Source organism: Streptomyces sp. NPDC047841 (assembly GCF_040704085.1).
In the GTDB taxonomy this organism is placed as follows: Bacteria; Actinomycetota; Actinomycetes; order Streptomycetales; family Streptomycetaceae; genus Streptomyces; species Streptomyces argyrophylli.
The window spans coordinates 389858-415558 of the sequence record NZ_JBEYRP010000004.1 but is presented as its reverse complement, the minus strand read 5'-3'; the positions used below and the strand labels follow the sequence as shown (position 1 = coordinate 415558).

26 protein-coding genes are annotated in these 25701 nt (G+C 73.2%); 19 read left to right on the top strand and 7 right to left on the bottom strand.

Features of this window, described 5'->3' with window-relative positions; genetic code table 11:
- The first annotated feature begins 58 nt into the window (after positions 1-58).
- Complete coding sequence (locus AB0947_RS08715) at positions 59-637, top strand: Uma2 family endonuclease (RefSeq protein ID WP_366749551.1); 579 nt, start codon at positions 59-61, stop codon at positions 635-637.
- On the opposite strand, the gene AB0947_RS08710 is transcribed toward AB0947_RS08715, so the two are convergent.
- Positions 615-1430, bottom strand: a complete 816-nt coding sequence (locus tag AB0947_RS08710; RefSeq protein WP_366749550.1) for a DUF3097 domain-containing protein — start codon at positions 1428-1430, stop codon at positions 615-617. The genes AB0947_RS08715 and AB0947_RS08710 overlap by 23 nt on opposite strands.
- Before the next feature lie 68 nt (positions 1431-1498).
- A complete protein-coding gene (locus AB0947_RS08705; protein ID WP_366749549.1) occupies positions 1499-2221 on the bottom strand; it encodes an MBL fold metallo-hydrolase in 723 nt (240 codons plus the stop codon).
- Positions 2222-2382: 161 nt separating this feature from the next.
- On the opposite strand from AB0947_RS08705, the gene hrcA reads away from it, so the two are divergent.
- From hrcA to AB0947_RS08680, 5 genes are all read left to right on the top strand, one after another.
- Entirely contained in the window at positions 2383-3399 is a 1017-nt protein-coding gene (gene hrcA, locus AB0947_RS08700) for a heat-inducible transcriptional repressor HrcA (RefSeq protein ID WP_366749548.1), read from the top strand.
- Entirely contained in the window at positions 3400-4536 is a 1137-nt protein-coding gene (gene dnaJ / locus AB0947_RS08695) for a molecular chaperone DnaJ (protein ID WP_366749547.1), read from the top strand.
- A 100-nt stretch (positions 4537-4636) separates the two neighbouring features.
- Positions 4637-5710, top strand: a complete 1074-nt coding sequence (locus AB0947_RS08690; protein WP_366749546.1) for a nitronate monooxygenase — start codon at positions 4637-4639, stop codon at positions 5708-5710.
- Positions 5707-6459 (top strand): 16S rRNA (uracil(1498)-N(3))-methyltransferase, encoded by a 753-nt coding sequence (locus AB0947_RS08685; protein ID WP_366749545.1) that lies wholly within the window; start codon positions 5707-5709, stop codon positions 6457-6459. Before AB0947_RS08690 ends, AB0947_RS08685 begins: the two co-directional genes overlap by 4 nt.
- Before the next feature lie 14 nt (positions 6460-6473).
- On the top strand, positions 6474-6866 hold the full coding sequence (locus AB0947_RS08680) for a VOC family protein (protein ID WP_366749544.1): 393 nt from the start codon (positions 6474-6476) through the stop codon (positions 6864-6866).
- On the opposite strand, the gene AB0947_RS08675 is transcribed toward AB0947_RS08680, so the two are convergent.
- Positions 6808-7260, bottom strand: a complete 453-nt coding sequence (locus AB0947_RS08675) for a hypothetical protein (RefSeq protein WP_366749543.1) — start codon at positions 7258-7260, stop codon at positions 6808-6810. The two genes, AB0947_RS08680 and AB0947_RS08675, sit on opposite strands and share 59 nt — an antisense overlap.
- A gap of 89 nt (positions 7261-7349) precedes the next feature.
- Between AB0947_RS08675 and AB0947_RS08670 the strand changes: the two genes are divergently transcribed.
- The 5 genes from AB0947_RS08670 (at position 7350) to AB0947_RS08650 (ending at position 13479) form a co-directional block, all read left to right on the top strand.
- Positions 7350-7865, top strand: a complete 516-nt coding sequence (locus AB0947_RS08670) for a hypothetical protein (RefSeq protein ID WP_366749542.1) — start codon at positions 7350-7352, stop codon at positions 7863-7865.
- A 119-nt stretch (positions 7866-7984) separates the two neighbouring features.
- Positions 7985-11146 carry a PDZ domain-containing protein gene (locus tag AB0947_RS08665; protein ID WP_366749582.1) on the top strand — a complete coding sequence of 1054 codons (3162 nt, stop codon included), beginning with the start codon at positions 7985-7987 and terminating at the stop codon, positions 11144-11146.
- Positions 11147-11188: 42 nt separating this feature from the next.
- Positions 11189-11542 carry a histidine triad nucleotide-binding protein gene (locus AB0947_RS08660; RefSeq protein WP_171156474.1) on the top strand — a complete coding sequence of 118 codons (354 nt, stop codon included), beginning with the start codon at positions 11189-11191 and terminating at the stop codon, positions 11540-11542.
- Positions 11543-11548: 6 nt separating this feature from the next.
- Entirely contained in the window at positions 11549-12454 is a 906-nt protein-coding gene (locus tag AB0947_RS08655; RefSeq protein ID WP_366749541.1) for a ribonuclease Z, read from the top strand.
- Between the two features lie 20 nt (positions 12455-12474).
- Entirely contained in the window at positions 12475-13479 is a 1005-nt protein-coding gene (locus AB0947_RS08650; RefSeq protein ID WP_366749540.1) for an adenosine deaminase, read from the top strand.
- Here AB0947_RS08650 and AB0947_RS08645 read toward each other — a convergent pair.
- Positions 13452-14777: an MFS transporter gene (locus AB0947_RS08645; protein WP_366749539.1), complete on the bottom strand. Its 1326-nt coding sequence runs from the start codon at positions 14775-14777 to the stop codon at positions 13452-13454. The two genes, AB0947_RS08650 and AB0947_RS08645, sit on opposite strands and share 28 nt — an antisense overlap.
- A 291-nt stretch (positions 14778-15068) precedes the next feature.
- Here AB0947_RS08645 and AB0947_RS08640 point away from each other — a divergent pair, with 291 nt between their 5' ends.
- The 7 genes from AB0947_RS08640 (at position 15069) to AB0947_RS08610 (ending at position 21948) form a co-directional block, all read left to right on the top strand.
- Positions 15069-16358, top strand: coding sequence for a glucarate dehydratase family protein (locus tag AB0947_RS08640; RefSeq protein ID WP_366749538.1), 1290 nt, complete (start codon positions 15069-15071; stop codon positions 16356-16358).
- 141 nt (positions 16359-16499) lie between these two features.
- Positions 16500-17591 (top strand): PfkB family carbohydrate kinase, encoded by a 1092-nt coding sequence (locus AB0947_RS08635; RefSeq protein WP_366749581.1) that lies wholly within the window; start codon positions 16500-16502, stop codon positions 17589-17591.
- Between the two features lie 698 nt (positions 17592-18289).
- Positions 18290-19372 (top strand): PhoH family protein, encoded by a 1083-nt coding sequence (locus AB0947_RS08630; RefSeq protein ID WP_366749537.1) that lies wholly within the window; start codon positions 18290-18292, stop codon positions 19370-19372.
- A 12-nt stretch (positions 19373-19384) separates the two neighbouring features.
- The gene (gene ybeY / locus AB0947_RS08625; protein WP_189882633.1) at positions 19385-19882 is read left to right on the top strand and encodes an rRNA maturation RNase YbeY; all 498 of its coding nucleotides are present in this window, start codon (positions 19385-19387) and stop codon (positions 19880-19882) included.
- Between the two features lie 7 nt (positions 19883-19889).
- Entirely contained in the window at positions 19890-21191 is a 1302-nt protein-coding gene (locus AB0947_RS08620) for a hemolysin family protein (protein ID WP_366749536.1), read from the top strand.
- Positions 21188-21547, top strand: a complete 360-nt coding sequence (locus AB0947_RS08615; protein ID WP_366749535.1) for an MmcQ/YjbR family DNA-binding protein — start codon at positions 21188-21190, stop codon at positions 21545-21547. The genes AB0947_RS08620 and AB0947_RS08615 overlap by 4 nt, the downstream gene beginning before the upstream one ends.
- A gap of 47 nt (positions 21548-21594) precedes the next feature.
- A complete protein-coding gene (locus tag AB0947_RS08610) occupies positions 21595-21948 on the top strand; it encodes a cytidine deaminase (RefSeq protein ID WP_366749534.1) in 354 nt (117 codons plus the stop codon).
- An 83-nt stretch (positions 21949-22031) separates the two neighbouring features.
- Here the strand turns inward: AB0947_RS08610 and AB0947_RS08605 are convergent, their stop codons facing one another.
- On the bottom strand, positions 22032-22370 hold the full coding sequence (locus AB0947_RS08605; protein WP_171156495.1) for a P-II family nitrogen regulator: 339 nt from the start codon (positions 22368-22370) through the stop codon (positions 22032-22034).
- A gap of 5 nt (positions 22371-22375) precedes the next feature.
- Complete coding sequence (locus AB0947_RS08600; RefSeq protein WP_366749533.1) at positions 22376-23680, bottom strand: ammonium transporter; 1305 nt, start codon at positions 23678-23680, stop codon at positions 22376-22378.
- Between the two features lie 174 nt (positions 23681-23854).
- On the opposite strand from AB0947_RS08600, the gene era reads away from it, so the two are divergent.
- Positions 23855-24808, top strand: coding sequence for a GTPase Era (era, locus tag AB0947_RS08595; protein WP_366749532.1), 954 nt, complete (start codon positions 23855-23857; stop codon positions 24806-24808).
- On the opposite strand, the gene AB0947_RS08590 is transcribed toward era, so the two are convergent.
- Positions 24809-25663: a helix-turn-helix transcriptional regulator gene (locus AB0947_RS08590; protein WP_366749531.1), complete on the bottom strand. Its 855-nt coding sequence runs from the start codon at positions 25661-25663 to the stop codon at positions 24809-24811.
- Positions 25664-25701 lie beyond the last annotated feature (38 nt).

Genomic DNA, 25701 nt, shown 5'->3' with positions numbered 1-25701 from the left:
CCTAACCTGGTTCGTAGGCTGCCGCTGACAGGACGCGGCGGATGTGGAGGCCACGGAGATGACCGCTGTGGACGAGCGTGGGATGGCCAGGTACCTCGACGAGTTCGAGCCTCCCGAGGGCGTCAAGGCCGAGCTCCTCCGAGGAGTCATCGTGATGATGGCCAGCCCCGATCTGGTGCACAACCTGATCGTGCTGCACACACAGCGGCAGATGCCCCTCGAGCGGTGGTACCCCCTCCAGACCCAGGACGTCGACATCGCCGGTGAGTCGAGCGAGCCGGTGCCGGATCTGGTGGTCCTCTCACCCGATGTCCTGCCGAGTTCGGGACGGCTGTTGCCCAGTCGGCTGATCACGATGGTGTTGGAGGTCGTCTCCAAGTACAGCGTCCACCAGGATTACGTGGTCAAGCGCTCCATCTACGCGGCGGGGGGGATCCCCGCCTACCTCGTCGTCGACCCGATCATGGCCCACTGCGTTCTCATGACGAAGCCGTCGGGCCACGGAGAGGACGCCGACTATCTGAGCCAGGAGATCGTGAAGTTCGGCGATCCGGTCCCGTTGGAGGCTCTCGGACTCGAACTCGACACCACCGAGTTCGGGACGTTCCCCGACGTCAGGCCCCACCGCTACCCGTGACGAAGTCGATCAGCTCCTCCACGCGCCCCAGCAGCTCCGGCTCCAGGTCCTTGTAGGACCCCACCCGCTTCAGGATCGCCTGCCACACCGCCCCGGTGTTCTCCGACGGCCAGCCCAGCGCCCGGCACACGCCCGTCTTCCAGTCCTGCCCCTTCGGCACCGCCGGCCACGCCCCGATGCCCAGCGACGCCGGCTTCACCGCCTGCCAGATGTCGATGAACGGGTGGCCGACCACCAGCGCGTGCTCGCTGGTCACCGACTGCGCGATGCGCCACTCCTTCGTGCCGGGCAGCAGGTGGTCCACCAGGACGCCCAGGCGCGCGTCCGGGCCGGGGGCGAAGGACTCCACGATCGACGGGAGGTCGTCGACGCCCTCCAGGTACTCCACGACCACGCCCTCGATCCGCAGGTCGTCGCCCCACACCTTCTCGACGAGCTCGGCGTCGTGCCGGCCCTCCACGTAGATGCGTCCGGCGCGCGCCACGCGCGCGCGTGCCTGGGGGACGGCGACCGAGCCGGACGCCGTACGGGAGGGGCGTACCGGCGCCGAGGAGGCGGGGCGGACCAGCGTCACCACGCGCCCCTCCAGCAGGAAGCCGCGCGGCTCCAGCGGGAACACGCGGTGCTTGCCGAAGCGGTCCTCCAGGGTCACCGTGCCCGCCTCGCAGCGGATCACCGCGCCGCAGAACCCGGTGCCGGGCTCCTCCACCACCAGACCCGGCTCGGCCGGGACCTCCGGCACGGGCTTGGGCTTCTTCCAGGGAGGGGTCAGGTCGGAGGTGTACTGGCGCATTCGGATGACGATAGGAGAAGCCGTGCGGTGAGGCGTACGACACGCCGGGGCCGGCCGCGAAGAGCCGCTCAGATCACGCCGAACCGCGTTGCCAGGGCGTCGCGTTGACGGCGGACGAACCCCGCGTCCACCACCGCTCCGTGACCGGGCACGTACAGCGCGTCCTCGCCGCCGAGCGCCAGCAGCCGGTCGAGCGCGTCCGGCCAGCGGGACGGGACCGCGTCGGGGCCCGCCTGCGGTTCGCCGGACTCCTCCACCAGGTCGCCGCAGAACACCACCTCCGGGTCGCCCGGGACCAGGACGGCCAGGTCGTGCGCCGTGTGGCCGGGGCCCACGTTGGCCAGCAGCGCCTGGCGGCCGCCGCCGAGGTCCAGCGTCCACTCGCCGGAGACCGCGTGGCGGGGCGGGACCAGCGCGTCCACCGCCTCGTCGGCGTCGGCCACCGGCAGCCCGTTGCGGATCGCGTCCAGCCGCAGGTCCGCGCGCTCGTACGCGAACACCGCGTCCAGTCCCACCGCCCCGTACACCTCCGCCCCGGCGAGGGCGGCGGCGCCGAAGACGTGGTCGAAGTGGGGATGGGTGAGCGCGAGATGGGTCACACGGCCGCCCGCCAGCGCCTCGGCCTGCCCACGCAGCCGGACCCCCTCCGCGAGGCTCGAACCGGCGTCCACGAGCAGGGCCGTACCCTCCCCGAGGACCAGCCCCGCCGTGCAGTCCCAGCCCGGCAGCCGGCACCGGCCCACCCCCGCGGCCAGCCGCTGCCACCCCAGCTCTTCCCAAGTCACGGTCATACCCGCGACGCTAGCGGTACGAGCCGGTACGGCGGCCCGACCTTGCCCAGGGTGTACCCGGCAGCCGTACACTGGCCGGGGAACGCTGGCACTCGCATGGGTGGAGTGCCAGGCGGACGACCCGAGCGGACGAGGGGACGACGTGCTGGAGGTGCGCGCGAATGCTGAGTGAACGCAGGCTTCAGGTACTGCGCGCCATCGTCCAGGACTACGTGGGCACCGAGGAGCCGGTCGGTTCCAAGGCGCTCACCGAGCGGCACAACCTCGGCGTGTCCCCGGCGACCGTCCGCAACGACATGGCGGCCCTGGAGGACGAGGGGTACATCGCCCAGCCGCACACCAGCGCGGGGCGGATTCCCACCGACAAGGGCTACCGGCTGTTCGTGGACAAGCTCGCGGGCGTCAAGCCGATGAGCGGGCCCGAGCGGCGGGCGATCCAGAACTTCCTGGAGGGCGCCGTCGACCTCGACGACGTCGTGGCGCGGACCGTGCGGCTGCTCGCGCAGCTCACCCGGCAGGTCGCCGTCGTGCAGTACCCGTCCCTGACCCGGTCCACCGTCCGGCACGTGGAGCTGCTGTCGCTGGCTCCCGCGCGCGTGATGCTGGTGCTGATCACGGACACCGGCCGGGTCGAGCAGCGGATGGTCGACTGCCCGGCGCCGTTCGGCGAGGGCTCGCTGGCGGACCTGCGGGCGCGGCTCAACAGCCGGGTCGCCGGTCGCCGGTTCACGGACGTGCCGAAACTGGTCGAGGACCTCCCGGACGCCTTCGAGCCGGAGGACCGCGGTACGGTCTCCACGGTGCTCTCCACTCTTCTGGAGACACTCGTGGAGGAGAACGAGGAGCGGTTGATGATCGGCGGCACCGCCAATCTGACCCGCTTCGGACATGACTTCCCCCTCACGATCCGGCCCGTCCTGGAGGCCCTGGAGGAGCAGGTCGTGCTCCTCAAGCTCCTCGGCGAGGCGAAGGATCCGGGCGTGACCGTGCGCATCGGGCACGAGAACGCCCATGAGGGACTCAACTCCACCTCCGTCGTGTCGGTCGGCTACGGTTCGGGCGGCGAGGCGGTTGCCAAGCTCGGCGTGGTCGGACCGACCCGCATGGACTACCCGGGAACGATGGGAGCGGTACGCGCAGTGGCACGGTACGTCGGACAGATCCTGGCGGAGTCGTAAGTGGCCACGGACTATTACGCCGTTCTCGGCGTGCGCCGCGACGCGTCGCAGGATGAGATCAAGAAGGCGTTCCGCAGGCTCGCGCGCGAGCTGCACCCGGACGTCAACCCGGACCCGAAGACCCAGGAGCGGTTCAAGGAGATCAACGCCGCTTACGAGGTGCTGTCGGACCCGCAGAAGAAGCAGGTCTACGACCTCGGCGGCGACCCGCTCTCCCAGTCGGGCGGCGCGGGCGCGGGCGGCTTCGGGGCCGGCGGCTTCGGCAACTTCTCCGACATCATGGACGCGTTCTTCGGTACGGCGTCGCAGCGCGGGCCGCGCTCGCGCACCCGGCGCGGCCAGGACGCGATGATCCGGATCGAGGTCGAGCTGGACGAGGCGGCCTTCGGGACCACCAAGGACATCCAGGTCGACACGGCCGTCGTCTGCAACACCTGCAACGGCGAGGGCGCGGCGCCCGGCACGTCCGCCCAGACGTGTGACATGTGCCGCGGCCGGGGTGAGGTCTCCCAGGTCACCCGGTCCTTCCTGGGCCAGGTCATGACCTCGCGGCCGTGCCCGCAGTGCCAGGGCTTCGGCACGGTCGTCCCGACGCCGTGCCCGGAGTGCGCCGGCGACGGCCGGGTGCGCTCGCGGCGGACGCTGACCGTGAAGATCCCGGCCGGCGTCGACAACGGCACGCGCATCCAGCTCGCCGGCGAGGGGGAGGTCGGCCCCGGCGGCGGCCCGGCCGGCGACCTGTACGTCGAGATCCACGAGCTGCCGCACCCGAGGTTCCAGCGGCGCGGCGACGACCTGCACTGCACGGTCACGATCCCGATGACGGCGGCGGCCCTCGGCACGAAGGTGCCGCTGGAGACGCTGGACGGCCTGGAGGAGGTCGACATCCGGCCCGGCACCCAGTCCGGCCAGTCGATCCCGCTGCACAGCCGGGGCGTCACGCATCTGCGCGGCGGCGGCCGGGGCGACCTGATCGTGCACGTCGAGGTGACGACGCCGACCAAGCTGGACCCGGAGCAGGAGCGGCTGTTGCGCGAGCTGGCCAAGCTGCGCGGCGAGGAACGGCCCCAGGGCCAGTTCCAGCCGGGTCAGCAGGGGCTGTTCTCGCGGCTGAAGGATGCGTTCAACGGGCGCTGAGCGGTGACGGACGGGGTGCCCCGGCACCCCGTATGCCGTGGGCATGTGCCGGTGGATGCCCGGATTCGGACTTGTCCGAAGGACGTGACAACATGCGGTCATGTCCTCCGCGCTGACCGATCTCTTCCCCCACCCGATCGTGCAGGCCCCCATGGCGGGCGGTGTCTCCGTCCCGCAGCTCGCCGCCGCCGTCTCCGAGGCCGGTGGCCTCGGGTTCCTCGCCGCCGGGTACAAGACAGCCGACGGCATGTACCAGGAGATCAAGCAGCTGCGCGGGCTCACGAGCCGCCCCTTCGGCGTGAACCTCTTCATGCCGCAGCCCGAGCACGCGGAGTCCGGGGCCGTCGACCTCTACGCGCACCAGCTGGCCGGCGAGGCCGCCTGGTACGAGACCGAGCTGGGCGACCCGGACAGCGGCCGGGACGACGGCTACGACGCCAAGCTCGCCGTCCTGCTCGACGACCCGGTGCCGGTGGTCTCCTTCCACTTCGGGGTGCCGCCGCGCGAGGTGTTCGACAAGCTCCACCGCGTCGGCACCTTCACTCTGGTCACCGCCACCACCGCCGAGGAGGCCCGCGCCGTCGAGCGGGCCGGGGCCGACGCGGTCATCGCGCAGGGCGTGGAGGCCGGCGGACACCAGGGCACCCACCGCGACCTCCCCGAGAACGACGGTGCCGGCGTCGGCCTGCTGTCGCTGCTCGCGCAGGTCCGCGAGGCCGTGCGCATCCCGGTCGTCGCCGCCGGCGGCGTCATGCGCGGCGGCCAGATCGCCGCCGTCCTCGCCGCGGGCGCGAGCGCGGCGCAGCTGGGCACCGCGTTCGTCGCCGCCCACGAGTCCGGCGCGCACCCCCTGCACAAGCGGGCGCTGACCGACCCGCTGTTCCCGCGCACCGAGCTGACCCGCGCCTTCACCGGCCGCCCGGCCCGCGCGCTGGTCAACCGCTTCCTGCGCGAGCACGGCCGGTACGCCCCCGCCGCCTACCCCGAGGTCCACCACCTCACCGCGCCGCTGCGCAAGGCCGCCGCCAAGGCCGAGGACGCGCAGGGCATGGCGATGTGGGCCGGGCAGGGCCACCGGATGGCCCGGGAACTGCCCGCGGGCCGGCTGGTGGAGGTGCTGGCCGCCGAACTCGCCGAGGCCCGGACAGCGTTGTCGGCCGGGGGTTCCCGATGACCGCGCCGGTGTTCGTCGTCGACTCCCTGGAGGGCGTGGGCCCCGGCTCGGTCGTCGACGTCCAGGGCCCCGAGGGACGGCACGCGGTCTCCGTACGGCGGTTGCAGCCGGGCGAGAACGTGGTGCTCACCGACGGCAGGGGCCGGGGCGCGGCCGGGGTCGTCGTCGGCGTGTCGGGGAAGGACCACCTGGTGGTCGAGCCGTTCGAGTTCCCGGTGGAGCCCGAGCCCCGCCCCCGTATCACCGTCGTCCAGGCCCTGCCCAAGGGCGACCGGGGCGAACTGGCCGTGGAGACGATGACGGAGACCGGCGTCGACGCGATCGTGCCCTGGCAGGCCGCGCGGTGCATCACCCAGTGGAAGGGCGAGCGGGGGCTGAAGGCGCTCGCCAAGTGGCGTGCCACCGCGCGGGAGGCCGGCAAGCAGTCCCGCCGGCTGCGCTTCCCCGAGGTCGCGGACCTGGCGTCCACCAAGCAGGTCGCCGCGCTGCTCGCCGCGGCGGACTTCGCCGCCGTGCTCCACTCCGACTTCGACCACGTCAGCGAGCCCCTGGCCACCGCCGAACTCCCCGCCGAGGGCGAGATCGTCCTGGTCGTGGGTCCCGAAGGCGGTGTGTCGCGGGACGAGTTGGCGCTCTTCGAGGAGGCGGGCGCGAGGGCCTGCGTCCTCGGCCCCAGCGTCCTGCGCACCTCCACCGCCGGCACCGCCGCCGTGGCCCTGCTGCTGGGCCGCACCGGCCGCTGGTCCTGACCCCCGGAGACACCGTGGAACTCGTCCAGGTCCGGCTCCTGGTGACCGACTTCGCCGCCTGCTACCGCTTCTACGCCGGCGTCCTCGGCCTCAAGCCGCAGTCCGGCGCGGTGCAGGGGCCGTACGAGAAGTTCAGCCCGCACGCCGGCTCGGCCGGGATCGCGCTCCAGGACCGCGCGATGATGGCCGGGGTGCTGGCCGAGCTGGGCGACACCGCCACCGGCCACCGGTCCCTGGTCGTCCTGCGCGTCGACGACCTCGACGCCTACTGCGCGCGGATCACCGCCCGGGGCGCGACCCTGCTGCACGGACCGGCCCCCATGACCGACCGGATGCGCGTGGCGCACCTCAAGGACCCGGAGGGCAACCTCGTCGAACTGCAGGAGTGGCTGCTGCTGCGCGGCTGACGTCCGCCGCCGTGGCGGCCCGGGCGCCTTCGACGGCGTCCACGGCCTCGACGACCCGGTGGAACAGCTCCCGGCCGTCCACCTCGCCGCGCCCCGGCAGCAGCCCTGGCCGCTCCACTTCGTCCACGACGGCCCGGACGACGCGGGGTTCGCGCAGATTGAGCGGGTTGCCGCGGCCGTCCAGGACGCAGCCCGCGTACCCGTAGCCGTCGGAGACATAGCGGCCGGAGCCGACCTCGCCGGCCCGGAAGACGATCCGGGTGGGGACGCCGTTCCGGTACAGCGAGAGCACCTCCCGGCAGGCGTCGCGGTCCGCGTGCTTGTGGCGGACGGTCCACCGGTGGACGGTGCCGTCCGCCACCACGAGCCGTCTGAGCCTGTGATGACTGCGCACGCGGCCGGCGTAGACGGCCGGCCCCCCGAACGGGTGAGTGGCCGTATCCGGGCTTCCCCGCGGTGGGGGCCGGTGGGACGCTGCCCTGTATGGGGGCTTCGAGGCGGACGCGGGGTCGGGTGCGGGCGGTGGCCGTGGCGGGGCTCGTCGCGGTGGGCGGCGGAACTGCCGTGGCCTGTCAGCCCGGTGGGGGGCTCGGCTCCGCGAGCGTCGCCTACACCACCGACCAGACCGCGACCGCCGCGCTGGAGCACCGGCACGTGAACGTCGCCTGGCTCACCTGTACCGGCGGTCACCGCGGTGACGACGGCGCGCGCCGCGGCTCGCCCGCGCCGAGCGAGACCACCGTCGTCTCCGTCGACTGCCGGGGCGAGACGGACGACGGGCGGAGGATCGTCGTCGCCGGTCTGGTGACCAGGGCCGTCGACGGAGCCTGCGTGCGCGGCGACCTGACCGCCAAGGTCGACGGCAGACAGGTGTTCCGCGTCGACGGGCTCGGCGACTGCTCCGCCCCGACCGGGCCGACGTACCGGCCGCCCACCGGGGGACGGCCGACCGTGACCGTCACCGTCACCCGCACCGTCTGGCCCGTGCCGGGCAAGTGATCCGAAACCGCGAGCGGAGGCACCCGGTCGCTGCGTAGAGTGACGGCGTGACTCAGGGTGCTTCGACGGGAACCACGGCAGACTCCGCCTATCTCCGATTCCCCCATCCGCACGGGGACTTGGTGACCTTCGTCGCCGAGGACGACGTCTGGCTCGCGCCGGTCGACGGCGGCCGGGCCTGGCGGGTCAGCGCCGACAACGTGCCGGTGACCCGGCCCCGGATATCACCGGACGGCCGGCACCTGGCCTGGACCTCCACCCGGGACGGCGCCCCCGAGGTGCACGTCGCCCCGGTCGACGGGGGTCCCGCCGAGCGGCTGACGTACTGGGGCAACAGCCGTACCGAGGTGCGCGGATGGACCCCGGACGGCCGGGTGCTCGCGCTCGGCGCGCAGGGCCGGCACAGCCTCCGGCAGACCTGGGCGCACGCCGTCCCGCTGGACGGCGGACCCGCCGAGGCCCTGCCGTACGGCCCGGTCGGCGACGTGGCCCTCGGCCCGGCCACCGTGCTGCTGTCCGCGCCGATGGGCCGTGAGGCCGCGCACTGGAAGCGCTACCGGGGCGGCACGGCGGGCAAGTTGTGGATCGACCGTGCCGCCGGAGGCGGGGAGGGTGCCGGCGAGTTCGTCCGGCTGCACGAGGACATCGACGGCAACGTCGAGTGCCCGGTGTGGGCCGGGGACCGCATCGCCTTCCTCTCCGACCACGAGGGCACCGGCGCGCTCTACTCCTCCCTCGCCGACGGCTCCGACCTGCGCCGGCACACCCCGCTCGACGGCTTCTACGCCCGGCACGCGGCCGGTGACGGCACCCGTGTCGTCTACAGCTCGGCCGGCGAACTCTGGCTGCTGGACGACCTGGAGGGCGCCGAACCGCGCCGGCTGGACGTACGGCTCGGCGGACCCCGCGTCGACCTGCGGCCGTACCCCGTCAACGCCTCCCGCTGGCTCGGCGAGGCGGCTCCCGACCACACCGCGCGCGGCAGCGCCGTCTGCGTGCGCGGCGGCATCCACTGGGTCACCCACCGCAACGGCCCCGCCCGAGCCCTGGCCGCCACCCCCGGCGTGCGCGCCCGGACGCCGCGCGTCTTCCGCGCCGAAGGCGAGGAGTGGGTGGTGTGGGTGACGGACGCCGAGGGCGACGACGCCCTGGAGTTCGCGCCCGCGACCGGCACCGTGCCCGGCGCCCCGCCGCGCCGGCTCGCCGCCGGACAGCTCGGCCGGGTCCTGGAGCTGGCCATGGCCCCCGACGGCAGCCGGGCCGCCGTGGCCGCGCACGACGGCAGACTGCTGATGGTCGAACGGGAGACCGGCGAGGTCCGCGAGGTCGACCGCAGCGCCGACGGCGAGGTGTCCGGCCTCGCCTTCTCCCCCGACTCCGCCTGGCTCGCCTGGTCCCACCCCGGCCCCCGCCCGCTGTCCCAGCTGCGCGTCGCCCACACCACCGACCTGTCGGTGACCGAGGCGACCCCGCTGCGCTTCCAGGACTACGCGCCCGCCTTCACCCTGGACGGCAAGCACCTCGCGTTCCTCTCCAACCGCGCCTTCGACCCGGTCTACGACGAGCACGTCTTCGACCTCGCGTTCGTGGTCGGGGCCCGCCCGCACCTGATCACGCTGGCCGCCACCACCCCCTCGCCGTTCGGCCCGCAGCGCCACGGCCGCCCCTTCGAGACCTCCGACAAGGACGAGACCCCCGACGGCGAGGGCACACCGGCCACCCGCATCGACCTGGACGGCCTGGCCGACCGGATCGTCCCCTTCCCGGTCGAGGCCGGCCGCTACTCCACGCTCCGGGCAGCCAAGGACGGCGTCCTGTGGCTGCGCCACCCCGTGCAGGGTGTCCTCGGCGCCACCCGCGCCCACCCCGAGGACCCCGACCCGCACACCGAGCTGGAGCGCTACGACCTCGCCCAGCGCCGTCTGGAGCACCTCGCCTCCGACGCCGACCACTTCGAGGTCAGCGGCGACGGCAAACGCGTCCTGCTCTGGGCCGACGGCCGGCTCCGGGTCGTGCCGAGCGACCGCCGTACCGGCACCGACGACGACGGCGACACCAGCGTCACCGTCGACCTCGCCCGGGTCCGGCAGACCGTCGACCCGGCCGCCGAGTGGCGGCAGATGTACGACGAGACCGGCCGCCTCATGCGCGACCACTTCTGGCGCCCCGACCTCGGCGGCACCGACTGGGACGGCGTCCTCGCCCGCTACCGCCCGCTCCTGGCCCGCCTCGCCACCCACAGCGACCTGGTCGACCTGCTCTGGGAGGTGCACGGCGAACTGGGCACCTCGCACGCCTACGTCATCCCGCGCGGCGGTTCCGGCCGCCGCGCCCGGCAGGGTCTGCTGGGCGCCGACATCTCCCGCCACGAGGACGGGAGCTGGCGCATCGACCGCATCCTGCCCTCGGAGACCTCCGACCCGGAGGCCCGCTCCCCGCTCGCCGCGCCCGGCGCCGCGGTCCGTCCCGGAGACGCGATCATCGCGGTCGCCGGCCACCAGGTCGACCCGGTCACGGGCCCCGGCCCGCTGCTCGTCGGCACGGCCGGCCAGCCGGTGGAACTGACCGTCTCCCCGGCCGGCGGCGGCGAACCCCGGCACACGGTCGTCGTCCCCGTCGCCGACGAGGAGGCCCTGCGCTACCACGCCTGGGTCGCCGATCGCCGCGCCCACGTCCACACGGCCTCCGCGGGCCGCCTCGGCTACCTCCACGTCCCGGACATGCAGGCCCCCGGCTGGGCGCAGATCCACCGCGACCTGCGCGTCGAGGTCGCCCGCGAGGGCCTCGTGGTCGACGTCCGGGAGAACCGCGGCGGCCACACCTCCCAGCTCGTGGTCGAGAAACTGGCCCGCCGGATCATCGGCTGGGACCTCCCGCGCGGCATGCGCCCCACCAGCTATCCGCTGGACGCCCCGCGCGGCCCGGTCGTCGCCGTCGCCAACGAGTTCTCCGGCTCCGACGGCGACATCGTCAACGCGGCGATCAAGGCCCTGGGCATCGGCCCGGTCGTCGGCACCCGCACCTGGGGCGGCGTCATCGGCATCGACAGCCGCTACCACCTGCTCGACGGCACCCTGGTCACCCAGCCGAAGTACGCGATGTGGCTGGAGGGCGTGGGCTGGGACGTGGAGAACCACGGGGTGGACCCCGACGTGGAGGTCGTCCAGCGCCCGCAGGACTGGGTGGCCGGCCGGGACGCCCAGCTGGACGAGGCGATCCGGCTGGCGCTGGAGGCGCTGGCGGGCAGTCCCGCGAAAACACCGCCTGACATGCCCGTCTGACCGACTACGATGCCCACGGTATTGATCACAGGAGGCACACCCATGGCCGGAGAGCCGCAGAACGACTGCCTGTTCTGCAAGATCGTCGCGGGCGAGATCCCGGCGACGATCGTCCGCGAGACGGAGACGACCGTCGCCTTCCGGGACATAAACCCGCAGGCCCCGACGCACGTCCTGGTGATCCCCAAGGCCCACTACGAGAACGCGGCCGAGCTCGCCGCGGGCGCCCCGCGGATCGCGGCCGACGTGCTCGCCGAGACCAAGGCCGTCGCCGACGAGGAGAAGCTCGACAGCTACCGCCTCGTCTTCAACACCGGCAGCGGCGCCGGCCAGACCGTCTGGCACGCCCATGCCCACGTCCTCGGCGGCCGCGGCCTGCAGTGGCCGCCCGGATAGGCAGCCGTGTCCGTCCGTGAACTGGTGGTCCTCGGCACCGCCAGCCAGGTCCCGACCCGGCACCGCAACCACAACGGCTACCTGCTGCGGTGGGACGGCGAGGGCCTCCTGTTCGACCCCGGCGAGGGCACGCAGCGGCAGATGCTGCGCGCCGGGGTCGCCGCCCACGACCTGAACCGGATCTGCGTCACGCACTTCCACGGTGACCACTGCCTCGGTCTCGCCGGGGTCATCCAGCGGATCAACCTCGACCAGGTGCCGCACGAGGTCACCGCGCACTACCCGCGCTCGGGCCGGCGCTTCTTCGACCGGCTGCGCTACGCGACCGCCTACCGCGAGACCGTCGGCCTGACCGAGGCCCCGGTCGCCGCCGACGGCATCCTCGCGGTGACCCGGTCGTACACCCTGGAGGCCCGCCGGCTCTCGCACCCGGTCGAGTCCTACGGCTACCGGCTGATCGAACCCGACGGCCGCCGGATGCTGCCCGACCGGCTCGCCGCGCACGGCGTCAGGGGACCGGACGTGGGCCGTCTCCAGCGCGAGGGCCGGCTCGGGGACGTGAAGCTGGAGGACGTCAGCGAGGTGCGGCGCGGGCAGCGGTTCGCGTTCGTCATGGACACCCGGCTCTGCGACGGCGTGCACGCGCTCGCGGAGGGCTGCGACCTGCTCGTCATCGAGTCCACCTTCCTCGACGAGGACGTCGAACTGGCCGTCGAGCACGGGCACCTGACGGCCGGACAGGCCGCCGCCGTCGCCCGGGACGCCGGGGTGCGCCACCTCGTGCTCACCCACTTCAGCCAGCGCTACACCGACCCCGGGGAGTTCGAGCGGCAGGCGCGGGCGGCCGGGTTCGCGGGAGAGCTGACCGTGGCCTACGACCTGCTGCGGGTGCCGGTTCCGAAACGCCGGTAAAACCCCCGTACGATGCTTTGATGCCCCTCCCGAAAGCAGAACTGCACCTCCACATCGAAGGCACCCTGGAGCCGGAGCTTGCCTTCCAGCTCGCCGCCCGCAACGGCGTGAGCCTCCCGTACGCGGACACCGAGGCCCTCCGCGAGGCCTACCGGTTCGAGGACCTCCAGTCCTTCCTGGACCTGTACTACGAGCTGATGGCCGTCCTGCGCACCGAGCAGGACTTCGCCGACCTGGCGAACGCCTACCTCGCGCGGGCCGCGGCGCAGGGCGTGCGGCACGCGGAGATCTTCTTCGACCCGCAGGCCCACCTGGCCCGGGGCGTGGCCATGGGCACGGTCGTGGAGGGGCTGTGGCGGGCGCTGGGCGGCAGCGAGACCACCCACGGCGTCTCCACCAGGCTGATCATGTGCTTCCTGCGGGACGAGTCCGCCGAGTCGGCGCTGGCCACCCTGGAGGCCGCGAAGCCCTACCTGGACCGGATCACCGGGGTCGGTCTGGACTCCGCCGAGGTCGGGCACCCGCCGGTGAAGTTCCGGGAGGTCTACGAGGCCGCCGCCGCGCTCGGGCTGCGCCGGGTCGCGCACGCCGGCGAGGAGGGGCCGCCGGAGTACATCACCGAGGCGCTGGACGTGCTCGGCGTGGAGCGCGTCGACCACGGCCTGCGCTGCGTGGAGGACCCGGCGCTGGTCGAGCGGCTGGTGCGGGAGCGGATCCCGCTCACCCTGTGCCCGCTGTCCAACGTCCGGCTGCGGACCGTCGACACCCTCGCCGACCACCCCCTGCCCGCCATGCTCGACGCCGGTCTGCTGTGCACGGTCAACTCCGACGACCCCGCGTACTTCGGCGGGTACGCCGGCGACAACTTCGCGGCCGCGCACGAGGCCCTGGGGCTGTCGCGGGACCGGCTGCGCGACCTGGCCCGCAACTCCTTCCTCGCCTCCTTCCTGGAGGACGACGAGGAGCGCAGGGCCCGCTACCTCGCCGAGGTGGACGCCTACGAGTTCGGTGACGCCGTCTCGTAGGCACGCCGGGCGGGTACGGCGGGCGTCCGCACCGGGACCTCGACGACCGGGATGTCCACGACCGGGATGGCGGCGAGCGGGACTTCGGTGACGGGGACTCCGGCGACCGGTACGTCCACGGGCGGTACTCCCATGACCGGTACCTCCATGACCGGTACGTCCACGGCCGGCAGCGGGCGCCTGCCCGTCCGCAGTGCCACCGCCGTCATCGGCACGGCGATCAGCAGCAGCCCGGCGCCGAGCACCCGCCCCATCGCCGGGAAGCCCGCCCCGGCCGCCAGCGCACTGCCCGCCAGCGGCCCCGCCGCCGTCCCCAGCGAGGACGCCGAGCCGACCAGGACCGTCCAGCGGCCGCGCGGGTCCAGGGACGCGGCCAGGGCGATGACGTAGGACAGCACGACCGGGTAGAGCAGGTTCCAGGCGATCTCGCCCGCCGCGAAGGCCGACAGGTCCGTGGCCGCCGCGCCGAGGGCGACGCACCCCGCGATGACGGCGGTCCCGGCACCGATGGGCAGGGCGCGGCCCAGCCGCGGGCCGAGCGCGCCCGCGCCCACCACGCCGAGGAGTCCGGCGCCGAGCGCGACCGCGAAGACCACGCCGACGGTGACCTCGGTGAGGTGCGCCTGTTCGAGGCCGATCCGGCCGCTGACGCCCCACAGGGCGTTCTGGGCGAGGGACCAGCAGGGCATCGCGGCGGTCAGCAGCAGTCCGGAGCGCCGGTGGGGGAGCCGGTCGTAGCCGGCGGCCGGGCGGACCGGGGCGCTCCGGCCGGACAGGCGGCCGGTGAGCGGCCAGACGGCGAGCGCGGTCAGTGCGAGGGCGGCGAGCGGGAGGCCGTGGCCGGGGCCCAGGTGAGGGATCGTCAGGTACAGGGCGCCCGCGAGGGCGGAGACGCCGAGCAGGCCGAGGGTGGTGACCCGGTGCGGGTCACGCTGACCGGCGATGCCGCTCACGGCCACCGCCGTCACCGTGCCGGATCCGAGGCCCCCGACGACCGCGCCCGCGACGACGGCCGGTACGGCGCCGGTGAGGGCGGCGCCGCCGTAGCCGAGGGCGGCGAGCGCGAGGCCGGCACGGGCGAGGACACGCGGGCCGGTCCGGTCGACCCGGGAGGCCAGCAGGAAGCCGGCGGTCGCCGAACCCAGCAGCAGGGCGCTGCCGACGGCCCCCGCCTGGGTCGCGCTGAGCGGGAGTCCGCTGTCGAGTCTGCCGACGGTCGTGGGCAGCAGGTAGGAGGCGAGGTACCCGGCCGCGAACAGGGCGACGAGGGGCCAGGGCAGGGTGCGGGGGGCGGACACGGGGGTTCCCAGGGCAGGCGAGCGGCACGGCTCGGAAAGAAAAAGGGGGAGGGGCTGCGGCCGTCGACGGACAGGAACGCGCGAGCAAGTTGTATCAAGCACGTGGTTCCCGAAGAAGACCGGTGGGTGTGATCCGGATCACGATGGCGTTTGCGGGTGGTGCCCGCGGGTAGGAGGCTCTAGCCTCCGTTCTCATATGTGGATGTTATTCATAAGGGGAGATGGCTGGAGGGAAGCTCGTCGGCCCGAAGGCACTCCTCGCCGCCGGCCCCGACCTCGTAGGAGCCCCCTGTGACCCGTGACCTGACCATCGCCGAGGTGCGGCTGACGCCGATCCTGGTCGCCGACCCGCCGTTGCTCAACACCCAGGGCGTGCACCAGCCGTACACCCCCCGGCTGATCGTGGAGGTCGTCACCGCCGACGGGACCACCGGGCTCGGCGAGACCTACGGCGACACCAAGTACCTGGAGCTGGCCCGGCCGCTGGCCGACCGGCTCACCGGACGGTCGGTCATGGACGTGAACGGCCTCTTCGGGATCGACCTCGCCGTGGATGCCTCCAGGGTCGAGGGGCAGGCGGACGCGGGCGGGCTGCGCGGGGTGCAGACCGCCGACAAGCTCCGGCTCTCCGTGCTGTCCGCCTTCGAGGTCGCCTGCCTCGACGCCCAGGGCAAGGCGCTCGGCCTGCCGGTGCACGCGCTGCTCGGCGGCAGGGTCCGGGACGCGGTCGAGTACAGCGCCTACCTCTTCTACAAGTGGGACCGGCACCCGGCGGGCGTCCCCGCCGAGCCGGACGAGTGGGGCGCCGCGCTCGACCCGGCCGGTGTGGTGGAACAGGCGCGCCGGCTCCAGGAGCGGCACGGCTTCGGCTCGTTCAAGCTCAAGGGCGGGGTGTTCCCGCCCGACGAGGAGATCGCCGCCGTCCGTGCCCTCGCCGCCGCCTTCCCCGGAAGCCCGCTGCGGCTCGACCCCAACGGCGCCTGGTCGGTGGAGACCTCGCTGAAGGTCGCGCAGGAACTCGGCGACGTCCTGGAGTACCTGGAGGACCCGACGCTCGGCACACCCGCCATGGCGCGGGTGGCCGCCGGCACGGACGTCCCGCTGGCCACCAACATGTGCGTCACCACCTTCGGCGAGATCAAGGAGGCGTTCACGAAGGACGCCGTCCAGGTCGTCCTCTCCGACCACCACTACTGGGGCGGACTGCGCAACACCCAGCACCTCGCCGCGATCTGCGCCGCCTTCGGGGTCGGGGTGTCCATGCACTCCAACACCCACCTCGGCATCAGCCTCGCCGCGATGACCCAGGTGGCGGCCACGGTCCCCGACCTCCACCACGCCTGCGACTCCCACTACCCCTGGCAGTCCGAGGACGTCCTCACCGAACGGATCGCCTTCGACGGCGGCCGGGTCGCGGTGTCCGACGCGCCGGGCCTCGGCGTCGAACTGGACCGGGACGAACTGGCCCGGCTGCACCGGCGGTGGGCCGAGGACGACGGCTCGCTGCGCGACCGCGACGACGCGGCGGCGATGCGCGCCGCCGAACCGGACTGGCGGACACCGGCGATGCCGCGCTGGTGACCCGGCGCCACACGGCATGCCGGTGCGTGGCCTGGTGCACACTGGCCGAAACCGCACCACGCCAGGGAGCGCACCGTGACGCCGTCGCACACCTTCACCGGAGAGGAACCGGAACACCTCACCCAGGCAGCGCGCTGCCAGATCAAGGTGGACCCGCTCGCCGCGCTGCGCGCCCCCGGTGACCCGCCCTGGGACGTCTACCTCACCGGCACGGTCTTCCTCGACATCATCTTCACCGGCCTGGAGTCGGCGCCGGTGCGCGGCACCGAGTCCTGGGCGCGGGGCATGGGCTCCAGCCCCGGCGGGGTCGCCAACATGGCCGCCGCCCTGGCCCGGCTCGGCCTGCGGACCGCGCTCGCGGCGGCCTTCGGCGACGACCACTACGGCGAGTACTGCTGGGACGCGCTGGAACAGGGGGAGGGCATCGACCTGTCCGCCTCGCGGACCGTGCCCGGCTGGCACTCGCCGGTGACCGTCTCCATGGCCTACGAGGGCGAGCGGACCATGGTCTCCCACGGGCACGAGCCGCCGGCGGAGGCCGTGCTCCTCCAGGAGGACGCCACGGTCCGGCCGCCCCGCGCGCGGGCCGCCGTCGCCTCCCTCACGCCCGGCCGCAGCGCGCCCTGGATCGCGCAGGCCGCCCACGCGGGGACCCGCATCTTCGCCGACGTCGGCTGGGACGAGACGGGCGCGTGGGACCTGGCCGGGCTGGCCGACCTGGAGCACTGCGAGGCCTTCCTGCCCAACGCGGAGGAGGCCAAGCGGTACACCGGCACCGACTGTCCGCGGCTCGCCGCGCACGCCCTGACCGAGTACGTGCCGGTCGCCGTGGTCACGCTGGGCTCGGACGGCGCCTACGCGGTGGACCGGCGGACCGGGGAGACGGCGGAGGTGCCGGCCATCGAGGTGGAGGCGCTGGATCCGACCGGGGCGGGGGACGTGTTCGTCGCCGGGTTCGTGACCGGGTCCCTGGCGGGGTGGCCGCTGGCCGACCGGCTGGCCTTCGCCGGGCTCACGGCCGCGCTGTCGGTACAGGAGTTCGGGGGATCCCTGTCGGCGCCGGGGTGGTCGGAGATCGGGGCGTGGTGGCGGCGCGTGCAGTCCCTGCCGGGGCAGTCGCCTGCGGCGCTCCGGCGGTACGAGTTCCTCGAGGGGCTGGTGCCGGAGGAACTGGACCGGCCCTGGCCGCTGCGGCGGGCCGTCCCGACGATCGGCTTCCGCCGCTCCGGCTGACCGGGGGCTGTGCCGGGTTCGCCGTTCTTTCCCACCCGCCCACCCGACTCGGCCCGCTGAGAGGTGACCCGTGGGGTGCGGCTCGGTCGCCTGGGAGGCGTGCGGGGCGTGACGCGGTCGGCCGGGGGTGGGTTGGGGGCGGCCGGTCGGCCGTGGCTCGGGCAGCTGGGTGGCGTGCGGGGTGCCGCTCGCTCGGCTGAGCCGAGGCTCGCGGGGGTGTGGTCGGGCGGCTGGGGACCGGCGTGGGTGGCTCGGTCGGCTGAGCCGAGGCTTGGGAGGCGCGACCCGGTCGGCGGTGAGGTAGCCGGTGGAGTGCCGCTCGGGCGGCTGGGAAGCGTGTGCGGTGCCGCTTGGGCGGCTGGGAAGCGTGCGCGGTGCCCGCTCGGGCGGCGGGGGCGCGGCTCGCGAGGTTGTGACTTGGGCGGCCGGGAGGCGGCCGGTGGAGTGCCGCTCGGGCGGCTGGCAGGCGCCCGGGGTGCCGCTCGGTCAGCCGGGGCGAGGGGCCCGGGGTGTGGCTCGGGCGGCCGGGGGCACGAGGTGGGGCCCGGGGGCTGGGGCGGCTGGGAAGCGTGCGGCGTGTGACTCGTATGAAAAGCCCTACGGTGTTGTCAGCCCCCCGTCGTACCCTGGACAGTGCGAGGCCGCCCTCAGCTACGCGGCCGTGACGAGGAGGAAGCGCAGGCCTTAAGAGCCGGCCCATGACACAGACACCCACAGCTCGCACCCCCGCGCAGGAGCAGGCGAGAGCGCAGTTCACCGTCCCCGCCCAGCACCCCATGGTGACCGTGCTGGGTTCCGGCGACTCCCTCCTGCGCGTGATCGAGACGGCCTTCCCGGCGGCCGACATCCACGTCCGGGGCAACGAGATCAGCGCGGTCGGCGACCCGGTCGACGTCGCCCTCATCTCGCGCGTGTTCGAAGAGATGATGCTGGTGCTCCGCACCGGGCAGCCGATGACGGAGGACGCAGTGGAACGCTCGATCGCCATGCTGAAGGCGAGCGAGGCAGGGACGAGCGACGGCCTGGAGACCCCGGCCGAGGTGCTGACGCAGAACATCCTGTCCTCGCGAGGCCGTACGATCCGCCCGAAGACGCTCAACCAGAAGCGGTACGTCGACGCGATCGACAAGCACACGATCGTCTTCGGCATCGGCCCCGCCGGTACCGGCAAGACCTACCTGGCCATGGCCAAGGCCGTGCAGGCCCTGCAGTCCAAGCAGGTCAACCGGATCATCCTGACCCGTCCGGCGGTGGAGGCGGGGGAGCGGCTCGGCTTTCTGCCCGGCACGCTCTACGAGAAGATCGACCCGTACCTGCGCCCGCTGTACGACGCGCTGCACGACATGATCGACCCGGACTCGATCCCGCGGCTGATGGCGGCCGGGACGATCGAGGTCGCGCCGCTCGCCTACATGCGCGGCCGCACGCTCAACGACGCCTTCATCATCCTGGACGAGGCCCAGAACACGAGCCCCGAACAGATGAAGATGTTCCTCACCCGCCTCGGCTTCGACTCGAAGATCGTGATCACGGGTGACGTCACCCAGGTCGACCTGCCGAACGGGCAGAAGTCGGGCCTCAGGCAGGTGCAGGAGATCCTGGAGGGCGTCGAGGACGTCCACTTCTCCCGGCTGTCGTCCCACGATGTCGTCCGGCACAAGCTGGTGGGCCGTATCGTCGACGCGTACGAGAAGTACGACAGCAAGAACGGCACCGAGAACGGCGCTCCCAAGGGCGTCCGTGGCAAGTCCGGCGCCGTCAAGGGCACCAAGGGGAAGTAGACCAGCACGACCATGTCGATCGACGTCAACAACGAGTCCGGCACCGAGGTAGACGAGCAGGCGATCCTCGACATCGCCCGCTACGCGCTCGCGCGGATGCGCATCCACCCGCTCTCCGAGCTCTCGGTGATCGTCGTGGACGCCGACGCCATGGAGCAGCTGCACATCCAGTGGATGGACCTGCCGGGCCCCACCGATGTCATGTCGTTCCCGATGGACGAGCTGCGCCCGCCGTCCAAGGACGACGACGAGCCGCCGCAGGGCCTGCTCGGCGACATCGTGCTGTGCCCGGAGGTCGCAGCGAAGCAGGGGGCGGAGGCCCCGACGCGGCACTCCATGGACGAGGAGCTCCAGCTGCTCACCGTCCACGGGGTGCTGCACCTGCTCGGGTACGACCACGAGGAGCCCGACGAGAAGGCCGAGATGTTCGGGCTCCAGGCCGCCATCGTGGACGGATGGCGGGCCGAGCACGGCCTGACCGGGCCGTCCCCGGCGCCGACCGTCTCGTAGGGGCCGCATGTCTCCGCAGATCGTGATCGGCGCGATCGCGCTGGTCGTCGTGGCCTGGCTCGCCGCCTGCGCGGAGGCGGGCCTCGCCCGCGTCTCCAGCTTCCGCGCCGAGGAGGCCGTGAAGTCCGGCCGGCGGGGCAGCGCCCGGCTCGCCCAGGTCGCCGCCGACCCCACCCGCTATCTGAACGTGGCCCTGCTGGTCCGCGTGGCCTGCGAGATGGCCGCCGCGGCCCTGGTGACGTACGCATGCCTCCAGGAGTTCGCCGCCACCTGGCAGGCCCTGCTGGTCGCCATCGGGGTGATGGTCCTCGTGTCGTACGTCGCCGTGGGGGTGTCCCCGCGCACGATCGGCCGCCAGCACCCGGTCAACACCGCGACCGCGGCGGCCTACGTGCTGCTGCCGCTGGCCCGGATCATGGGCCCGGTCCCCTCCCTGCTGATCCTCATCGGCAACGCGCTCACGCCCGGCAAGGGCTTCCGGCGCGGGCCCTTCGCCTCCGAGGCGGAGCTGCGCGCGCTGGTCGACCTCGCCGAGAAGGAGTCGCTGATCGAGGACGACGAGCGCCGGATGGTGCACTCGGTCTTCGAGCTGGGCGACACGCTGGTGCGCGAGGTCATGGTCCCGCGGACCGACCTGGTCACCATCGAGCGCTTCAAGACCATCCGGCAGGCCCTCACCCTCGCCCTGCGCTCCGGGTTCTCCCGCATCCCGGTCACCGGCGAGAGCGAGGACGACGTCGTCGGGATCGTGTACCTGAAGGACCTGGTCCGCAAGACGCACATCAGCCGGGAGGCGGAGGGCGACCTGGTGTCCACGGCGATGCGCCCGGCGATGTTCGTGCCCGACACCAAGAACGCGGGCGACCTGCTGCGCGAGATGCAGAAGGAACGCAACCACGTCGCCGTCGTCATCGACGAGTACGGCGGCACGGCCGGGATCGTCACCATCGAGGACATCCTGGAGGAGATCGTCGGCGAGATCACCGACGAGTACGACCGGGAACTGCCGCCCGTGGAGGACCTGGGCGACGACCGCTTCCGGGTCACCGCCCGCCTCGACATCACCGACCTCGGCGAGCTGTACGGCCTGGAGGAGTACGACGACGAGGACGTGGAGACCGTCGGCGGGCTGCTCGCCAAGGCGCTCGGCCGCGTCCCCATCGCCGGGGCCTCCGCCGAGGTCGAGCTGCCCGACGAGCGCCGGCTGAAGCTGACGGCGGAGGCCGCGGCCGGCCGCCGCAACAAGATCGTCACGGTGCTGGTGGAGCCCGTGCCCGTGCCCGTCGCCGAGGGGGAGACGGCCGAGTGACGCCCCGGGAGCTGCGCGCCCTGTGCCTGTCCTTCAACGCGGCCGTCGAGGACTTCCCGTTCAGCCCCGAGATCTCGGTCTTCAAGGTGCTGGGCAAGATGTTCGCCCTGACCCACCTGGACGCGCGGCCCCTGACGGTCAACCTCAAGTGCGACCCGGAGGACGCCGTCCGGCTGCGCGGGGAGCACGAGGGGCTGATCGTCCCCGGCTGGCACATGAACAAGCGGCACTGGAACACCGTGACGGTCGACGGGGGGCTGCCGGACCGGCTGGTCCGGGAGCTGGTCGAGGACTCGTACGACCTGGTGGTGGCCGGTCTGCCGCGGGCCGAGCGGCTGCGGCTCGACCGTCCGTGAGCGCACCCGCGCCGGGCTGGCCCGCCGGGGCTTCGTATGCTCGGGGCATGACCGAGAGCACCGCGCTTGATCCCGAGGACCGCAAGATCGTCACCCTGGCCCGTTCCGCGCGGGCCCGCAACGGCGTGCCGGAGGGGGCGGCCGTGCGGGACGAGACCGGGCGCACCTATGTCGCCGGGTCGGTGGAGCTGGCCTCGCTGAAGCTGAGCGCGCTGCGTACGGCGGTCGCCATGGCCGTGGCCTCGGGGGCCCGGTCGCTGGAGGCGGCGGCCGTGGTGAGCGAAGCGGAGTCCGTGCCGGCGGAGGACCTGGCCGCCGTCGCCGACCTGGGTGGTGCCGGGACGCCGGTGCTGCTGGCCGCACCCGACGGCACCGTGCGGGTCACCGTCTCCGCCGGCTGAGCGGTCCGCCGGCTTCCGCGCGCTGCCCCGGCCGCCGGTGGCGCCGGTGTGCGCCGCCGGGGTGCCGGCCGGGACGCTGCCGGTCAGAGCGCGTCGGGTCCGCGTTCGCCGGTCCGCACCCGGACGACCGTCTCCACGGGAACGGCCCACACCTTCCCGTCCCCGATCTTCCCCGTCCGCGCGGCCCTGACGACCGCGTCGATCACGTCGTCGGCGGCGGCGTCCTCCACCACGACCTCGATGCGCACCTTCGGCACCAGGTCGACGCGGTACTCGGCCCCCCGGTACACCTCGGTGTGGCCGCGCTGCCGGCCGTAGCCGCTCGCCTCGGTCACGGTCAGCCCGTGCACCCCCAGCTCCTGCAGGGCGGTCTTGACCTCGTCCAGCCGGTACGGCTTGACGATCGCGGTGATGAGCTTCATGCCTGCTACTCGACCTTCTGGGCGGAGGGGGAGAGGACGGACGAGCCGACCGGGGCGCCATGGCCCAGGACGCCGTGATCGTATGCGGTCTCGGCGTGCACCGTGAGGTCGAGGCCGGTGTGCTCCTGCTCCTCGCTCGCCCGCAGGCCCAGCGCCTTGTCGAGCAGCCTGCCCAGGCCGTACGTCACGCAGAAGGCGTACCCCGCGACGACGACCACGGCGAGCAGCTGCTTGCCGAGCGGGGCGAGTCCGCCGCCGTAGAACAGGCCCTCCGTCCCGCCGGTCATCGCCTTCTGGGCGAACAGGCCGATCAGCAGGGTGCCGATGACGCCGCCGACCAGGTGGACGCCGACGACGTCCAGGGAGTCGTCGTAGTTCAGCCGGAACTTCCAGCTCACCGCGTAGGAGCAGACGACACCGGCGGCGAGGCCCACGACCAGGGCGCCGGGCAGGGAGACCGTGCCGCAGGAGGGGGTGATGGCGACCAGGCCGGCCACCGCGCCGGAGGCGGCGCCCAGGGTGGTCGGGTGGCCGTCGCGCCGCTGCTCGACGAAGAGCCAGCCGAGCAGGCCGGTGCAGCCGGCGGCGAGCGTGTTGAGGAACGCGGCGGCGGCCAGGCCGTTCGCGCCGAGCGCGGAGCCGGCGTTGAAGCCGAACCAGCCGAACCAGAGCAGGCCGGCGCCGAGGACGACCATCGGCAGGTTGTGCGGGCGCATGGCGTCCCTCCTGAAACCCAGGCGGGGGCCGAGGACGAGGCACAGCGCCAGCCCGGAGGCGCCGGAGGTGATCTCGACGGGCAGACCGCCCGCGAAGTCCAGGGCGCCCAGCCTGCCGAGGATCCAGCCACCCGGGCCCCACACCCAGTGGGTGACCGGGACGTACACGAGGAGCGTCCACAGCGGCACGAAGACCAGCCACGCCGAGAACTTCGTGCGGTCGGCGACGGCGCCGCTGATCAGGGCGGCCGTGACGATCGCGAAGGTCAGCTGAAAGGTGGCGAACAGGACGGCCGGGACCGTGCCGTGCACGCTGTCCGGGCCCAGCCCGCGCATCCCGGCCTGCTGGAGACCGCCGATCAGCCCGCCGCCGCTGTCGTCGCCGAAGGCGAGGGAGTAGCCGGCCGCCAGCCACACCACCGTGACCAGGGCGATCGACACGAAGCTCATCATCAGCATGTTGAGGACGCTCTTCGTGCGGACCATGCCGCCGTAGAACAGGGCGAGGCCCGGGGTCATCAGCAGAACGAGGGCGGTTGCGGCGAGCATCCAGGCGGTGTCGCCGGTGTTCACGTGGGCTGCGGCGTGGGTCACGGGCGTCTCCAACGGGCGGGGGCTGCGTCAGAGGGTCACCGGTGTGCGTTTCCGGTCGCGTACGGGTGTGTTTCCGTGACGTTTCGTTGCGTGCGGGTTTCCGGAAGCTCACCGCGCGGGGTGCGCGGTGGCCGTGGTGCGGCGCCGCTCTGTGGATCAGGGAGAATGGGCGGCATGAGCGTTCGTACCCAGACTTCCGAGCAGCCGGCCGAGGCCGTCCACCGCGCCGGCTTCGCCTGCTTCGTGGGCCGCCCCAACGCGGGCAAGTCCACCCTCACGAACGCTCTGGTCGGGCAGAAGGTGGCGATCACCTCCAACCGCCCCCAGACCACCCGGCACACGGTACGGGGCATCGTGCACCGGCCCGACGCCCAGCTCATCCTGGTCGACACCCCGGGGCTGCACAAGCCGCGCACGCTGCTCGGCGAACGCCTCAACGACGTGGTCCGCACCACCTGGGCCGAGGTCGACGTGATCGGCTTCTGCCTGCCGGCGGACCAGAAGATCGGCCCGGGTGACCGGTTCATCGCGAAGGAACTGGCGGGGATCAGGAAGACCCCGAAGGTGGCCATCGTGACGAAGACCGACCTCGTCGACTCCAAGGCCCTCGCCGAACAGCTCATCGCCGTCGACCAGCTGGGCAAGGAGCTGGGCATCGAGTGGGCGGAGATCGTCCCGGTGTCGGCGGTCGGGTCCAGGCAGGTGGACCTCCTGGCCGACCTCCTGGTACCGCTGCTGCCGGAGGGACCCGCGCTCTACCCCGAGGGCGACCTGACGGACGAGCCCGAGCAGGTGATGGTGGCCGAGCTGATCCGGGAGGCCGCGCTGGAGGGCGTCCGGGACGAGCTGCCGCACTCCATCGCGGTCGTCGTCGAGGAGATGCTGCCGCGCGAGGACCGGCCCGCCGACCGGCCGCTGCTGGACATCCACGCCAACGTCTACATCGAGCGCCCCAGCCAGAAGGGCATCATCATCGGGCCCAAGGGCAAGCGCCTGAAGGAGGTCGGCATCAAGTCCCGCAAGCACATCGAGGCACTGCTCGGGACGCCGGTCTTCCTCGATCTGCACGTGAAGGTGGCCAAGGACTGGCAGCGCGACCCCAAGCAGCTGCGCCGGCTGGGTTTCTGACTAACCGACGGTTCCCATGGGGGTCATGTCCTGCGTCCCCACCACCCGCAGCAGTTCCAGCCGCTCGTGCGACTCCGTGCCGGGGCGAGCCGTGTGGATGATCAGGTGATGGTGGCTGTGGTGGCTCAGCAGGACCTCGCAGTCCAGTTCCAGCAGGCCCACCACCGGGTGCAGGAAGCGCTTGGTGCCCGGGCGGCGCAGGGACACCTCGTGCTCCTCCCAGAGCCGGGCGAACTCCTCGCTCCCCGCACGGAGTTCGGCCACCAGGGCCGCCGGTTCCGGGTCGCCGGGGCGGGCCGCGGCCACCGCGCGGAGGTTGGCCACATGGTCCCGGGCGTGGGCCGGAAGGTCCTCCGGCGGGAAGAGCGCGCGAGCCGTGGGATCCAGGAAGAACCGGCGGGTGAGGTTCCGCTCGCGTGGCGGACGGCTGAGCACGTCCCCGACCAGCGCCTTCGCCAGCGCGTTCTGTGCCAGCACCGCCCCCAGGTCCGTGACCACCTGCGCCGGTGAGTCGTACAGCCGGTCCAGGACCAGCAGCAGCCCCGGCCGGACATGGGCCGAGGCCGCGTCACGGCGCGGCGGCTCCTCGCCCACCAGGTGGAACAGGTGGTCCCGTTCGTCGTCCGTCAGCCGCAGCGCCCGTGCCAGCGCCGTGAGCATCTGACGGGACGGACGCGGGCCCCGGGACTGTTCCAGGCGCGTGTAGTAGTCGACCGACATCCCGGCCAGCGCCGCCACCTCCTCCCGGCGCAGTCCGGGCGTGCGGCGGCGGGCGCCGGGCGCCAGGCCCACCTCGGACGGTTCCAGACGGGCGCGGCCACGGCGCAGGAAGTCGGCGAGTTCGGCTCGGTTCACCCCTCCAGGCTGCGGCAGACCGGCCGGCTTATCCAGGG

Coding starts and splice junctions, on each gene's coding strand:
- AB0947_RS08715 (WP_366749551.1), top strand. CDS start 59: ATGACCGCTGTGGACGAGCGTGGGATGGCCAGGTACCTCGACGAGTTC.
- AB0947_RS08710 (WP_366749550.1), bottom strand. CDS start 1,430: ATGCGCCAGTACACCTCCGACCTGACCCCTCCCTGGAAGAAGCCCAAG.
- AB0947_RS08705 (WP_366749549.1), bottom strand. CDS start 2,221: ATGACCGTGACTTGGGAAGAGCTGGGGTGGCAGCGGCTGGCCGCGGGG.
- hrcA (WP_366749548.1), top strand. CDS start 2,383: ATGCTGAGTGAACGCAGGCTTCAGGTACTGCGCGCCATCGTCCAGGAC.
- AB0947_RS08690 (WP_366749546.1), top strand. CDS start 4,637: ATGTCCTCCGCGCTGACCGATCTCTTCCCCCACCCGATCGTGCAGGCC.
- AB0947_RS08685 (WP_366749545.1), top strand. CDS start 5,707: ATGACCGCGCCGGTGTTCGTCGTCGACTCCCTGGAGGGCGTGGGCCCC.
- AB0947_RS08670 (WP_366749542.1), top strand. CDS start 7,350: ATGGGGGCTTCGAGGCGGACGCGGGGTCGGGTGCGGGCGGTGGCCGTG.
- AB0947_RS08660 (WP_171156474.1), top strand. CDS start 11,189: ATGGCCGGAGAGCCGCAGAACGACTGCCTGTTCTGCAAGATCGTCGCG.
- AB0947_RS08650 (WP_366749540.1), top strand. CDS start 12,475: ATGCCCCTCCCGAAAGCAGAACTGCACCTCCACATCGAAGGCACCCTG.
- AB0947_RS08630 (WP_366749537.1), top strand. CDS start 18,290: ATGACACAGACACCCACAGCTCGCACCCCCGCGCAGGAGCAGGCGAGA.
- ybeY (WP_189882633.1), top strand. CDS start 19,385: ATGTCGATCGACGTCAACAACGAGTCCGGCACCGAGGTAGACGAGCAG.
- AB0947_RS08620 (WP_366749536.1), top strand. CDS start 19,890: ATGTCTCCGCAGATCGTGATCGGCGCGATCGCGCTGGTCGTCGTGGCC.
- AB0947_RS08610 (WP_366749534.1), top strand. CDS start 21,595: ATGACCGAGAGCACCGCGCTTGATCCCGAGGACCGCAAGATCGTCACC.
- AB0947_RS08605 (WP_171156495.1), bottom strand. CDS start 22,370: ATGAAGCTCATCACCGCGATCGTCAAGCCGTACCGGCTGGACGAGGTC.
- era (WP_366749532.1), top strand. CDS start 23,855: ATGAGCGTTCGTACCCAGACTTCCGAGCAGCCGGCCGAGGCCGTCCAC.